This is a genomic window from Calditrichota bacterium (genome assembly GCA_020637445.1).
Taxonomy (GTDB): Bacteria; Electryoneota; RPQS01; order RPQS01; family RPQS01; genus JABWCQ01.
In genome coordinates this window covers 282,045-295,232 of record JACJVZ010000001.1, presented here as the reverse complement: position 1 = coordinate 295,232, position 13,188 = coordinate 282,045, and the positions used below count along the sequence as shown (strand labels likewise).

At 53.3% G+C, this 13,188-nt stretch carries 10 protein-coding genes; 4 read left to right on the top strand and 6 right to left on the bottom strand.

What is annotated here, in order from left to right; translation table 11 throughout:
- The first annotated feature begins 269 nt into the window (after nucleotides 1–269).
- On the top strand, nucleotides 270–1,493 hold the full coding sequence (locus tag H6507_01035; protein MCB9367684.1) for a hypothetical protein: 1,224 nt from the start codon (nucleotides 270–272) through the stop codon (nucleotides 1,491–1,493).
- A gap of 3 nt (nucleotides 1,494–1,496) precedes the next feature.
- Nucleotides 1,497–2,597, top strand: coding sequence for a hypothetical protein (locus H6507_01030; GenBank protein ID MCB9367683.1), 1,101 nt, complete (start codon nucleotides 1,497–1,499; stop codon nucleotides 2,595–2,597).
- Between the two features lie 69 nt (nucleotides 2,598–2,666).
- On the opposite strand, the gene H6507_01025 is transcribed toward H6507_01030, so the two are convergent.
- The 5 genes from H6507_01025 to H6507_01005 all read right to left on the bottom strand — a co-directional run bounded on the left by H6507_01025 (nucleotide 2,667) and on the right by H6507_01005 (nucleotide 10,243).
- On the bottom strand, nucleotides 2,667–4,127 hold the full coding sequence (locus H6507_01025) for a 2-oxoacid:acceptor oxidoreductase family protein (protein MCB9367682.1): 1,461 nt from the start codon (nucleotides 4,125–4,127) through the stop codon (nucleotides 2,667–2,669).
- Between the two features lie 10 nt (nucleotides 4,128–4,137).
- Nucleotides 4,138–5,184 (bottom strand): 3-methyl-2-oxobutanoate dehydrogenase subunit VorB, encoded by a 1,047-nt coding sequence (gene vorB / locus H6507_01020; GenBank protein ID MCB9367681.1) that lies wholly within the window; start codon nucleotides 5,182–5,184, stop codon nucleotides 4,138–4,140.
- A 4-nt stretch (nucleotides 5,185–5,188) separates the two neighbouring features.
- Nucleotides 5,189–5,437, bottom strand: a complete 249-nt coding sequence (locus H6507_01015) for a 4Fe-4S dicluster domain-containing protein (GenBank protein ID MCB9367680.1) — start codon at nucleotides 5,435–5,437, stop codon at nucleotides 5,189–5,191.
- A gap of 360 nt (nucleotides 5,438–5,797) precedes the next feature.
- Nucleotides 5,798–7,930, bottom strand: a complete 2,133-nt coding sequence (locus H6507_01010; GenBank protein MCB9367679.1) for an acetate--CoA ligase family protein — start codon at nucleotides 7,928–7,930, stop codon at nucleotides 5,798–5,800.
- 33 nt (nucleotides 7,931–7,963) lie between these two features.
- The gene (locus H6507_01005; protein ID MCB9367678.1) at nucleotides 7,964–10,243 is read right to left on the bottom strand and encodes an NADP-dependent malic enzyme; all 2,280 of its coding nucleotides are present in this window, start codon (nucleotides 10,241–10,243) and stop codon (nucleotides 7,964–7,966) included.
- Nucleotides 10,244–10,468: 225 nt separating this feature from the next.
- Between H6507_01005 and H6507_01000 the strand changes: the two genes are divergently transcribed.
- The gene (locus H6507_01000) at nucleotides 10,469–11,137 is read left to right on the top strand and encodes a metalloregulator ArsR/SmtB family transcription factor (GenBank protein ID MCB9367677.1); all 669 of its coding nucleotides are present in this window, start codon (nucleotides 10,469–10,471) and stop codon (nucleotides 11,135–11,137) included.
- Between the two features lie 94 nt (nucleotides 11,138–11,231).
- Nucleotides 11,232–12,614 carry an 8-oxoguanine deaminase gene (locus H6507_00995; GenBank protein MCB9367676.1) on the top strand — a complete coding sequence of 461 codons (1,383 nt, stop codon included), beginning with the start codon at nucleotides 11,232–11,234 and terminating at the stop codon, nucleotides 12,612–12,614.
- Nucleotides 12,615–12,684: 70 nt separating this feature from the next.
- Here the strand turns inward: H6507_00995 and leuD are convergent, their stop codons facing one another.
- Nucleotides 12,685–13,185 (bottom strand): 3-isopropylmalate dehydratase small subunit, encoded by a 501-nt coding sequence (gene leuD, locus H6507_00990; protein ID MCB9367675.1) that lies wholly within the window; start codon nucleotides 13,183–13,185, stop codon nucleotides 12,685–12,687.
- Nucleotides 13,186–13,188 lie beyond the last annotated feature (3 nt).

Sequence of the window (13,188 nt, the reverse complement as noted above, 5' to 3'; positions counted from 1 at the left end):
ATACGGCGTCCTTTTTTTGCCATCCGAATTTGCAAGGCACCACAATTGACCCATTGTTGGAAAGCTGCAACAAATTCGAGAAGAGCTTGAAGAATCCTTGTGTCGGGCAGTCTTAATGTATATATTTATCCATAATTGCCACTGTAACTTAGCGAATGTCCTTGTTACACGTTGTTTTCGTCAGCACTTAGCAAGGACTTCGATCATTGAATTGTATGTTAACACCTACCTAAATATTGCATGACCTATCACTAAAAAAAGAGGTGAGCATGAGAAAAACAGTCCTTATGGGCGTGATGCTCGTGTATCCGCTTCTTGCGTTGGCTCAGTTGCATTCGTTTGTAGCTGCGGAGTATTTCTTCGATACAGATCCGGGTGAGGGTAATGGCACAGCCATTTCCATGATCTCCGGTGACGACGTAGAGCTTGACGCAGAAGTCTCGACCTCTGGGCTAAGTCCCGGAGTGCACAAGCTTCACATTCGAATGCAGAGAGACGATGGAGTGTGGGGCAAGTCCGTTTCCCGAAACGTGCGAATCGGAGTCGGAACAAGTTTCGAAGCGGCTGAAGTATTTTTCGATACGGATCCCGGTGAAGGAAACGGCTCCTCCGTGGCAATTGCGGCCAACGGCACGATTGATCTAACCAACTTCGTCGTCCCAAACATCGGCAGTGGATTTCACGACGTCAATATTCGTGCTTACAGCGGCGGAACTTGGTCCGCTCCGGCGCGGCGAACAATTCGTCTTGGCAGCGCGTTGATCGACGGCGCCGAAGTCTATTTCGATTCCGATCCCGGCGAAGGAAACGGCATTCCTGTTGACGTCGGCTACGGCACGGACGTCGCGGCCTACGACTCCACCGTCGATGTTTCTGCCGCCGGTGTCGGCGCGCACACGATGTACCTGAGGTTTCGCGGAGGCGGAGTTTGGTCATTTCCGATTTTCAGAACCATTCGTATCGGTGACGCCGTCGTAGATGGAGAGAACCGCATCACGGGCGGTGAATTTTTCATCGACGTCGACCCGGGCGAAGGAAACGGATGTTCGCTGATCGCAGAAGACGGATCGTTTGACGAGCGCGATGAGGCCATGCGGCGCTACGTGTCGGCGGATCTGACCTTGGGGATGCATGCGATTGGAGTGCGCGTCAAGGACGCGGGAGACCGCTGGTATGGGCCGCTGATAGACTCCGTAAATGTCATCGAAACTCACTTGAGCGCGTTCGGCGTAGAAGGAACGTCGGGCAACGCCGCGAGACTCGCGTGGAATACTTATCCTGAAGCACTCGAGTACCGTGTACACTATGATTCTCTCGAGACTGGTCCGTACACCAATTTCATCAGTGTCGCACCGCCTGATACGTTTCTTGAAATCGAGCCCGATCAGTACAAGCAATTGTTCAAGGTCGTGGCCATTCAAATTGCGCCTGAACCATGCGGAGAATCAGAGTTAATTTCCAGAATCATCAATAATAATTCAGATAAGGAATAGAGCATGAAGAAGTTTTTTGCTATTCCCTTGCTGTTGGCTTGCCTGTGCGTGTCGCAAGCTGCAGTCTTGAAGGTCGCCAGCAACGGCACGCAAGCGTATACCGACATCACTGACGCAATCGCCGCATCATCGTCAGGTGATACGATATTAGTTATGGCCGGTGGATACACCGGTTTCACGGTTCCGCATCGATTGGTCATCATCGGATCGGGCACCGGTACAGGAATCGGTGAAGGATCGCTTGTTAACGGTCTGGTATCTGTTGAAGAAGCGGCAGATAGTACGGAACTAAGAAGTTTGTGGATAGTAGCAAATGTCGCCAGTGGATCGGTCGATTCTTTGGCGACGGTGGTGCGAATTCACAGTGGCGCGGACAAAGTCTTTATTTGGCGGTGTCTCATTGAAAACTATGCGACCGCAGGTGGTGCAGGATTCGTTTTCCTTGGTGAAAGCACGAATACGGAAATCTCTCAGTGCGTCTTCTGGAGTTCCGTTGACCTTGACGGCACCGGCCAAAAAGGTATTCTTCAGAGGGGTATGAGCAGTATGACTCTCGTGTCAACCGCGATTATCAACGTGGAAGATCCCATTGTGAAGTACGGTTCGAACGCCGGCGCTTCGGCAACCGTATCGCACTGTCTGTTCACGGCCAGAAACTCCAACATATATCCTTGCCAAACCGACGGCACGGCAATCCTCGAGAATTGCGTGTTCTTCATAAATTCAGGAGCGATTTCTTACACCGGGGGGGCAGGAGTGACCTACAGTTACTGCGCCTACTCTGCCGGAGAAGCAGCGCCGCCGGGCGCGACTCACGTCGAATGTGATTCCACTTCGTTTCTGAACATGAATGTTGAAAATTTCAGATCTGCTGACTATCATCTTGCACCTGGTTCCGTTTTGGAAGATGCGGGGAATCCCGGTTCGCCATTCGATTTGAATGGGTCGAGCGCGGATATCGGACTCTTTGGCGGACAACATCCATACGTCGAAGACGGCGTTCCGGATTATCCGTTTGCGGTTCAGGTGGAAGTCCCCTACTCTGCTCCGCTTAATGGAACGATGAGAATTTGGGGCCGCGGACGCGTGGGTCCCGGCAACTGATCGAACTTATCGCAAAGAGAATGGGCCACCCAAACGGGTGGCCCAATTTGCTTTGCTCAGTGGCGAGCGTCAGGCAGTCAAGCTCGGTTCGGGTTTTTGGGCGAAGGCGTTTTCACGCACCCATTTTGCTCCGGCTTCTACCGCAAGAATGTTCTGTTCGCCCAAAGCCTTGCGTTTAATACCCCTGGGGACGATTGTCTTCAAATGATCCAGCGGCATCAGCTTGGTGTATTCGATAAAAGCGCCGAGCAGCACCATGTTGGCCGCAGCTTTCAAGCCGAGATCATTCGCAATTTCAGTCAGCGGAATATAAAGCACATCAACATCCGTTCGTTTGGACTTGCGAGCGATGATCGAGCTGTTTACGATCATCAGGCCACCGGACTTGACCGTGTCTTCAAACGCGTCAAACGACGGATCATTCATTACGGCGAGCACGTCAGGATCGACGACCATAGGAGAACCGACAGGATCTTTCGACATAAAGACGGAGCAATTCGCCGTTCCGCCGCGCATCTCGGGACCATAAGAAGGTATCCAAGAAACTTTCAAGTGCTCTTGCATACCCAGCGCCGCAAGTACGGCGCCTGCAGTCAGGACACCTTGTCCGCCGAAGCCCGCGAATTTGAAGCCCATGGTCTTGAAACCGTCGATGAACGTCTTGTCATAGGGGAACGGCTCGCCAAGTTGACCGAGCTCCAGCGAATCAAAAACTTCTTCATCCGAGTATTCACGAACTTCATGCGGATGGACTTCGCGTTCGGCTATCACATCCTTGAAGACCTTGTCCGGAAAAACAGGCAGCATTTCTTTTGAGATAAAATCGCAAGCAGCATGCGTGTCCATCTTCCAGCCTGTCGGACAGGGCGAGAGTATCTCCACGAAAGTAAAGCCCTTGTGGTCGATTTGCGCTTGGACCGCCTTGCGGACGCACTTACGCGTATTCATGATGCCTTTCAGATCGGCAAGATGCGTGCGCGCGACGAAGACCGGTGCTTGCAGCGTCGCGATCAACTCGGCCATATGAATCGGGAAACCTTCGTTTTCTTCCGAGCGGCCGTAGGGTGTCGTCACCGTTTTTTGCCCCATCAAGCTCGTGGCGGCCATTTGCCCGCCGGTCATGCCGTAGATAGCATTGTTGATGAAGAAGACCGTCATCTGTTCGCCGCGGTTGGCAGCATGGATAATTTCCGCGGTACCAATCGATGCAAGGTCGCCGTCACCCTGATACGAGATCACAATTGAATTGGGACGCGTGCGTTTGACACCTGTGCCGACTGCGGGAGCGCGGCCGTGAGCGGCCTGAATGTTGCCTACGTCAAAGTAATAGTACGCGAAGACGGAGCAGCCGACGGGTGACACGAAGACGGCGCGATCCGCAAGACCCATGTCGTCGATGGTCTCGGCAATCAATTTGTGCACATTGCCGTGACCGCAGCCGGGGCAATAGTGCGTCGTGTCTTTGGGGCCGCCTTTGCGATCGAAGTGTTCGTAGAATGTATGGGGTTTTTCAAGTACATTGATGCTCATCTTCATTCTCCTACTTCAAATAGCGGCGCGCAACTTCGGTCAACTCTTCCACGGACGGGACCATGCCGCCCATGCGGTTGTAGAAATAAAGCGGTTTGTCATTGCCAATAGCCAACTGTACGTCGCGCAGCATTTGGCCGTTCGAGAGTTCGATGTCGAGGAATTTCTTTCCTTGATCGGCAAGCTCTTTAAGTCTCTTCGAGCAAAACGGAAATGCCGTAATCGGTCTCAGCAGCCCGACCTTGTGGCCCTCGGCGCGCAGATTGTCGACAACGGATTGCAGCAAACGCGAAATAAAACCGTAGCCGATCATCACGAGTTCGGCGTCTTCGACTTGGATTTCCTGATAGCGAACTTCGTTTTCCTCAACTTCCGCGTACTTCTTCTGAAGATGGAAATTGTGGTCTTCGAGTCCGCTCGTGGTCATAAAGATCGACGAGACCAGGTGGTCCTTTGATTCGTGGTCCGCGTAGAGCGCGTAGTCCCGGCGCTCCGCTTGCTTGCGAACCTTCGGAAACTCGACCGGTTCCATCATCTGGCCGATATAGGCATCGGTCAAGATGTAGGCGGGCATGCGGTACTTCTCGGCAAGATCAAACGCGAGAATCGTCAGGTCAGCCATTTCCTGCGCGCAGTTGGGTGTGAACACGAGGCACTTGTAGTTGCCGTGTCCGCCGCCATGTATCACTTGATTCCAATCGCCTTGCTCCGGCCAAATGTTTCCCAAGCCCGGACCGGCGCGCATGACGTCGATGATGACGCACGGCAATTCAGCCGCCGCAATATAGGACACGCCTTCTTGCTTCAGAGAAATTCCCGGGCCTGACGACGCGGTCATGACACGCGCGCCCGCGCCAGCGGCACCGTAGACCATATTGATTGCCGCTACTTCGGATTCGGCCTGCAAGAACGTTCCGCCTACCTTAGGCAAGTACTTGGCGGCAGCCATCGCGACTTCCGACGCCGGCGTAATCGGATAGCCGTAGTACTGCGTGCAACCCGCGAGTACCGCGGCCTTGACAACGGCTTCATTTGCTTTGATTAATTCCATAGAAATATCCTCAAGGAGTCGAGCCGTTTTGTTCTTTCTTGTACACAATGATCGCGCCGGGCTCGGGGCACGCGTAGAAACACGCTCCGCAACCCGTGCAGCCGTCGCCCGAGTAAACCACCCATTGATAGCCCAGTTCATTGAAGGCTCGTTCAAGATTGGTTTCCAGCACGGCGGGCTTGCATACTTCGACGCATCTTTGACATGCTTTGCAGAGATGCGGGACGACTTCAACCCTAGGTGTAGTGGGTACTGACATGCAACCTCCGGTTCCAACTCAAAAATACCGCGCGCAACAACGCTTCCACTGCACTGCGCGATATATAACGATGCTGTGCATACGTTAATATACGAATGCACAAAAGAGTCCGCAAACGCTCGTATCAATCCCGAAAATATGCCCTTCTGGACGCGCATCTTCCGTGTAGAGTGCAACTTGCTAAGAGCAAGGGTTTAGAATTTTACCTCAATTGTCACATTCTAATCTTACAGAGATGCTCCTATGGAACAAAGTCACAGGATGGCGATATTTTCGATTTCCGAGGTCTAATTTTCCTTTGCGAAAGAAAAAGGGAGCGAACCCTTTGGCGCGCTCCCCTTGAACTGAACTGCGTTCAGCCTATGTTTTGATGCGGGCGTCCACGACTACACACTTCTCAGATTGCGGGAAGGCGAGAATCGGATTGATATCAAGCTCCTTGATCTCAGTGAAATCCGTGGCGAGCTGCGAGAGTCGTTGGAGCAACTCCGTCACACGGTCGAAATCGACGGACTTTTCTCCCCGTACGCCTTTCAAAATCGGATAGCCGCGCAGACGGGTCAGCATGCTCTCGATGTCCGTGTCGGCAAGCGGAGCAAGTCTAAAGCTGACGTCTTTGAGTACTTCAACATAGATACCGCCCATTCCGACCATGATCAAGGGACCGAAAACAGGATCCGAAGTGATTCCCATGACAATTTCTCTGCCGCCGGAAATCATCGGTTCGAGAATGACTGACCATTTTGAAGGCGGATTCTTGAGTTTTGACAGCGCGGCAGCAATTTCGTCGTAGGCTGTTTCGACTTCCTTGGCATCGCGGAGATTCAAACGTACACCGCCGACGTCAGACTTGTGTGTAATCCCTTCGGCATCAATCTTCATGACTACCGGGAAACCGATCTTCGTTGCCGTCTCAACGAGGGCTTCGCGCTTCTTGACATGAACGGACGAAATCAGCGGGAACTTGTAGGCCGCAAGAATATCCATCACTTCATCAGGATTCAACTGAGAACGATCTTCGGATGCTGCCTTCTTGAGAATCTTGGCAACTTTGTCCTTGTTGACATCTTCGAAAGTGCGGTAGGCTCCGTGTCTGCGATCACGAATTTCACGGTAGTGGTGCATCGCCGCCAAAGAATGGACGGCGGATTCGGGAAAGATATAAACAGGCAGCCCGGCCTTGCGCAAAATGGGGGTGCCTGTCAAGTCCCCGTCACGAGTCATGAAACAAACCAGAACCGGCTTACCGAGATGTTTGTTCTTGGTATAGGCGCTGGCGATACCACGCGCGATGTCGCTGGAATCCGTGGTAACGGGCAACACGAACAAAACGATTGCCGCGTCTACGTTGGGATCGTTTAATACTTCATTTACGACCGTTTCAAAGTGAATCGTTCCCGCGCTGGAAACCATGTCGACGGGATTGCGCGCGCTGGCCAAATCGGCAAGCACACTTTTGAGTTTTGCCGTGGTTTCCGGGGAGAACTCGGTCATGGTCAATCCTGCGCCCTCGACAGCATCAGTCGCTAAGATGGCGGGGCCGCCTCCGTTCGAGATAACCGCGACTCGCTTGCCTTTCGGGAGCGGCTGTGTAGCAAACGCTTGTGCGTAGTCGAAGAGTTTTTCAACCGTGTCGACTCGTAGGATGCCCGCCGACTCGAAGATCGCATCCACTGCTACGTCGGTTGCAGCAAGGCTTGCCGTGTGCGAACTTGCGGCTCGCGCGCCCGCACCCGTTCGGCCGGATTTTACGGCGATGATAGGGCGAGTGCGAACCATGTCCCGTGCGACTTGAATAAATCGCTGCGCGTTGCCGAAACTCTCAATATAGAGCAGGACTAAATCGGTGCGGTTGTCGTCGCGCCAAAAAGCGAGTACGTCGTCAACCGATACGTCGGTGCGGTTACCGAGACTGACAAAAGAAGAAAGTCCAAGCATCATGCCCGTCGTGCGTTCGAGAATCGCCACGCCGAGCGCGCCGCTTTGCGACAGAAAACCTATGTTGCCGGGAACGGGTTTGGGTCCGGCAAACGTCGCATCCATACTCACTTCGGGATCCGTGTTGATCACACCCATGCTATTGGGGCCGATCATACGAATGCCGTAAGACTTTACTTTTTCCAGCAACTTTCGTTCGAGTTTCGCTCCTTCTTCTCCAGTTTCGGCGAAGCCCGCAGTGATCATGATGATTGACTTGATATCTTTGCGGCCGCAGTCGTCCACGGCTTGCATAGCGAGTTCTTTCGGAACACAAATCACGGCCATGTCCACTGTGTCCGGGATTTCCAAAACACTGCGGTAAGCGCGCATCGAGTTGATGAAACGTGCCGTTGGATTGACAGGATAGACAATACCGTTGAAACCGAAATCGAGCAGCTTCTTAAGTAAGTCGCGGCCTATGGTGCCTGGCCTGCGTCCCGCGCCGACGACGGCAATCGAACGAGGTTTGAAAATAGGATTTAGATCAGATACAGGTGGTGATTGAGTTGACATAAGTATATTCAATAGTGAAGCAGGTTGATCGGATTAGCTGCGCGCATCGACGGCACCAAACGCGGCCATCTGGACGATGTCGCTGACGGATGCGCCCTGCTGCAAGATATGAACGGCGTGTTCCATTCCCATGAGGATCGGGCCGATCGCGGTTGCGCCCGCGAGTTCGACCAGCAGACGATAAGAAATATTCGCGCTGGCCATGTCCGGGAAAATGAGTGTATTCGCGGCTTCTCCCGCGAGAGTTGAGAACGGGTAATTTCTCTCTATTATTGACTCGACAATGGCCGCGTCGGCCTGCAGCTCGCCGTCGATAACGATATCCGGACGGCGACCGCGCACGACGTTGACAGCTTGGGCGACACACCGTGATTGCGCGTGCGGCACGCTGCCGAAATTCGAGAAACTCAACATTGCCACACGCGGTTCGATCATAAAATTCTCACGCACGGTGTCTGCTGAAAGGATGGCGATTTCTGCGAGTTCTTCCGGCGTACTGACTTCAACGTTGACGCCGACGTCGGCAAGAAAGAGTATGCGGTTCTTGAAAACGAGCGCAAACATTGCCGCGACGCGGGAGACTCCGGGCTTTTTAGGGAGCAACTGAAGTGCCGGACGCACCGTGTCCGAGTAGTGCTGCGCGACGCCGGCGACTAACGCGTCGGCTTGCTTCGTGCGCAACATCATCGGTCCGAGGTAATTGGGATTTTGGACAAGCCGTTTTGCTTCGGTGAGCGTGACGCCTTTGCGTTGCCTGTGTTTCCAAAGCTCCGAGGCGAGTTCGTCGATCTGCTCTTCGGGCATTTTCGCAGGATCGATTACTTGAATAGATTCGAGCGAGACACTCATTTCTGCCGCGCGGTCTTTGATCTTCTCTTCATTGCCGATGAGGATCGGTTTGCCGATATTCTCATTGACAATCAATGCGGCGGCCCGGAGAATGCGCGGGTGGGAGCCTTCGGGGAAGATGATTCGTTTGTCCATCGTACGCGCTTGATCCACAAACATGCGCGTGACGTGGCGGCCGCGGCCCATCATCCGTTCGAGTTTGTTGTGATAGGCGACCAAATCTTCGATGGGATTCTGCGCCACGCCGCTCTCCGCCGCGGCTCTCGCGACTGCGACTGCGACGTGCAAAAGGACGCGGTGATCCATCGGTTTGGGTATCACATATTCGCGTCCGAACTTCAAGAAATCGAGACCGTAGGCCGAACTGACGTAGTCGGGCACATCTTCCAGAGCAAGATCAGCGAGCGCATGCGAAGCCGCGAGCTTCATGGCTTCGTTAATCTGTGTCGCGTGCGAATCGAGTGCGCCGCGGAAAATCGCGGGAAATCCTAAAACGTTATTGATTTGGTTCGGAAAGTCGCTGCGGCCCGTGCAGACAATGGCATCTGGACGCGCGGACTTTGCATCGTTGTAAGCTATTTCAGGATCGGGGTTGGCGAGCGCGAAAATCACGGGGTTATCGGCCATGGCTTTAACCATGTCCTGTGATACGACTCCGCCGACCGAACAACCGCAGAAGACGTCTGCGTCGCGCAGGGCATCGGCGAGATCTTTGCGGTCCGTTTTGCGCGCGAATTCCGCTTTGTATGGATTGTAGCGTTTGTGTGACGGATCAAGGTCTTCCCTGCCAACGCGCAAGGTCCCTTTTGTGTCGCACATCAAGATGTTTTCGGGATTCGCGCCAAGCGAGATATACATTTTCGCGCAGGCGATGGCAGAAGCTCCCGCGCCGTTGACCACGATGCGGACTTTGGCAATGTCTTTTTTGACGAGTCGTAGAGAATTGACCAATCCGGCGCCGGAAATAATCGCGGTACCGTGCTGGTCGTCGTGGAAGACGGGGATACCCATCGTCTTCTTGAGAGTGTCTTCGATGTAGAAGCAGGCGGGGGCCGCAATGTCTTCGAGATTAATTGCTCCAAACGTAGGTTCGAGGAGCTGGCATACGCGAATGATTTCCTCGGGGTCTTCGCTCTTGATTTCGATATCAAAGACGTCGACGGCGGCAAAGCGTTTGAAGAGAACGCCTTTGCCTTCCATGACGGGTTTTCCGGCCAGCGCACCGATGTTGCCCAAACCAAGCACGGCGGTGCCGTTGGTCACGACCGCGACAAGATTCTGACGGGCCGTATATTCGGAAACGAGTTGCGGATCTTTGTGAATGTGCAGGCACGGTTCGGCGACGCCGGGACTATAAGCGAGCGACAAATCGTACTGGGTGTCCACCGGTTTGGTGGGGATGACTTCGATTTTTCCTTTGGGCTCCCGACTGTGATACTCGAGAGCGTCTTGAGCTTGTGACATAGCTGGTCGTAGGTTAAATACAGCGTTGAAGATGCAATCTTCAATATACGATTGTTCGCGTTTCTATTCAAAATTCAGTCAGTTTCGCGTGCTTCAATGCGGTTGTGTGTCTCAAAGTCACATAGGGCTAATTTAGACGTTAAGTATGTCTGAAAGAACTTGACTTGCGCGAATTTTCGTGTTTTATTTAAGCATTCAATTGAATGTACAAAAGGTGCGTATATTATGGATTCCGCAAGACAATTCAGAGATAATCTCAATCGCCATTTCTCGAGAATCGGGAAAGCTCTTTCAAGTCATAAAAGATTAGAAATACTTGAATTACTGAGACAGTGTCCCAAAAGTGTGGACACGCTGGCCGAAGGAACAGAAATGACCTCGGCCAATACCTCACAACATTTGCAGGTGCTTCGCTCCGCAGGATTGGTTGAGTCGAGCAGGTCGGGGACGCATATCGTATACAGGCTTTCCGGCGACCTCGTTTGGGACCTCGTTCGCACAGTGCGGCAGGTCGCCGAAACGCACCTCGCTGACGTTGACCGCGCTTTGGCGCAGTTGCGGGAAAACCAGCACTCGCTGTCCGGTGTGGACCGCAAAGAACTTGCGCGCCTTGCAACGGAAGGCAAAGTAATCGTGCTGGATGTGCGTCCCAAGGACGAGTTTGAAGCCGCGCATTTGCCGCATGCGATTTCAATTCCGCTCGATGAACTTGAGAACTCTCTGGGTAAAATACCACCGAGTCAAACCGTCGTGGCATATTGCCGCGGACCCTATTGCTTGCTGGCCAGCGAAGCGGTGGACATGCTGCGCAAGCACGGGTTCAAGGCCGCGCAACTTGGCGAGGGCCTGATCGAATGGCGCGAGAACGGCATGCCTACAGAAACTGCATCATAGTCAGAAAGAAGATCGATATCTCCGCAACTTTGCCCGCTATCGCGGGCTTTGTTGCTTCTGGAATACAGGAAATGTATCTTCTGGGTGCTTTCACTTGGAGATCAGACATTTGCCGCAATCGTCAAACAGTTCGATTCTGATAAAGAATCTCGCCGGAGCTCATGTGCCGGGATTGAATAACGGATCGATTTCGATTCGTGTTAAAGGGAACGTCATCTCGGAAATCGACGGAAATCTGCGCATAGAGCCGGGTGACGAGGTGATTGACGGATCACATCTTGTCGCAATTCCGGGTTTGATCAACACGCACCATCATTTCTTTCAATCGTTGACGAGGTGCTTGCCGGGCGCTCAGGAAGCGGGTTTGTTCGATTGGTTGACGTTTCACTATCCGATTTGGAAACATTTTGACGACGAAATGTTCCGCGCAAGTTACCGAGTGGCCATGGCGGAACTATTGCTTTCGGGCTGTACAACCTCTGCGGACCACGCCTATCTGTTTCCGGGAGGAGCCAAACAGGATTTGATGGCGTTGGAGGTACAGTGCGCAAGCGAAATGGGACTGCGGTTTTCGGCGCTGCGCGGTTCGATGACACTGGGACAATCGCTCGGAGGGCTTCCACCGGATGATTGCATTGAATCCGACGAAAATGTCCTCACTCAATGTGAGGAAACTGTCCGGACTTTTCACGACCGCTCTGACTTTTCGATGACTCAGGTGCATTTGGCGCCGTGTAGTCCGTTCAATGTTTCATCGGAGTTGATGATTGAGAGTGCCAAACTTGCCCGAGAGCTTGGCGTAAGATTGCATACTCACCTTGCGGAGACGACAGACGAAAACGAGTTTTGTTTGTCACGCTACGGCAAGCGACCGCTCGCCTTAATGCAAGATTGGGAGTGGCTCGGCGAAGACGTATGGTTTGCGCACGGGATATATTTCAATGACGCGGAGATTGCGTTGCTTGCAGCCACGGGAACGGGCCTTGCACATTGCCCGTCTTCGAACTGCCGTTTGGGATCCGGCAAGATGAAACTGCGCGCGCTGCTGGATGCGGGCGTACAAGTTGGTTTGGCGGTGGACGGCTGCGCATCAAATGACAGTTCGCATATGCTCGCTGAACTCAGGCAAACGATGCTGCTGCACCGCACACCAAAGGACAGGGAGTATTTCACGGCACGCAGAGTGATTGATCTGGCAACGAAGGACTCCGCGCTCTTACTTGGCCGGAGAGACATTGGATCACTTGAAGTCGGAAAGGCCGCTGATATCGTGTTATTTGACTTGAACGAACTGGGCTACACCGGCGCAAGCGACCCCGTTGCGGCACTCTTGTTTTGTGCGCCGACGAGACCGCATACGGTGATGGTGAATGGCACAGTTGTCGTGCGCGATCGACAACTCATGATGGGAGACGAAGAAGAAATTGCAAAAACGGGACGTGTTCAGGCCAAACGGCTTTTGGATAAGTCTCGATAGCGGATAAGCAGAAAAGCGTAAGGGCCCGCCAGTCTACACTGCGGGCCCTTTTATTGTGAAGTCGCGGGTCTTACTTCGCGGCCATGCGCTCTTTGACGAGCCTGCGCGTGTAGGCGATCAGTCCGCCGCTGTCCATGATCAACTGTCTTAACTTGGGAAGAGGAACGATCTCGAAACTTTTGCCGGTCGAATGATTGACAAGCATGTCGTCTTTGATTTCGATGTCGTCGCCTTCACTGGCTTCGATGCGAGGACAAATCACCAGCGGCAAACCGAGATTTACGGCGTTCTGCATGAAGATGCGCGCGAAACTCGGAGCAACCACCGTGATGCCGTAGCCGTTAATTGTGGACGCAGCCTGCTCACGCGAACTGCCGCAGCCGAAATTCGATCCGCCGACGATGATGCTGCCTTGCGGGTATTTGTTCTCGCGCAGCGCGGCGTTAAACTCCTTCATATCCGCGAAACAGAACTGCGGAGTTTCGGAAGGAAGCACGGTCGCCATGTAGCGGCCCGGATAGATGTGATCGGTGGAAATGTCATCACCGAGAACTTGAATGACTCTTGGCATGGT

Coding starts and splice junctions, on each gene's coding strand:
- H6507_01035 (MCB9367684.1), top strand. CDS start 270: ATGAGAAAAACAGTCCTTATGGGCGTGATGCTCGTGTATCCGCTTCTT.
- H6507_01030 (MCB9367683.1), top strand. CDS start 1,497: ATGAAGAAGTTTTTTGCTATTCCCTTGCTGTTGGCTTGCCTGTGCGTG.
- leuD (MCB9367675.1), bottom strand. CDS start 13,185: ATGCCAAGAGTCATTCAAGTTCTCGGTGATGACATTTCCACCGATCAC.
- H6507_01025 (MCB9367682.1), bottom strand. CDS start 4,127: ATGAGCATCAATGTACTTGAAAAACCCCATACATTCTACGAACACTTC.
- H6507_01005 (MCB9367678.1), bottom strand. CDS start 10,243: ATGTCACAAGCTCAAGACGCTCTCGAGTATCACAGTCGGGAGCCCAAA.
- H6507_01000 (MCB9367677.1), top strand. CDS start 10,469: ATGGATTCCGCAAGACAATTCAGAGATAATCTCAATCGCCATTTCTCG.
- H6507_01015 (MCB9367680.1), bottom strand. CDS start 5,437: ATGTCAGTACCCACTACACCTAGGGTTGAAGTCGTCCCGCATCTCTGC.
- H6507_01010 (MCB9367679.1), bottom strand. CDS start 7,930: ATGTCAACTCAATCACCACCTGTATCTGATCTAAATCCTATTTTCAAA.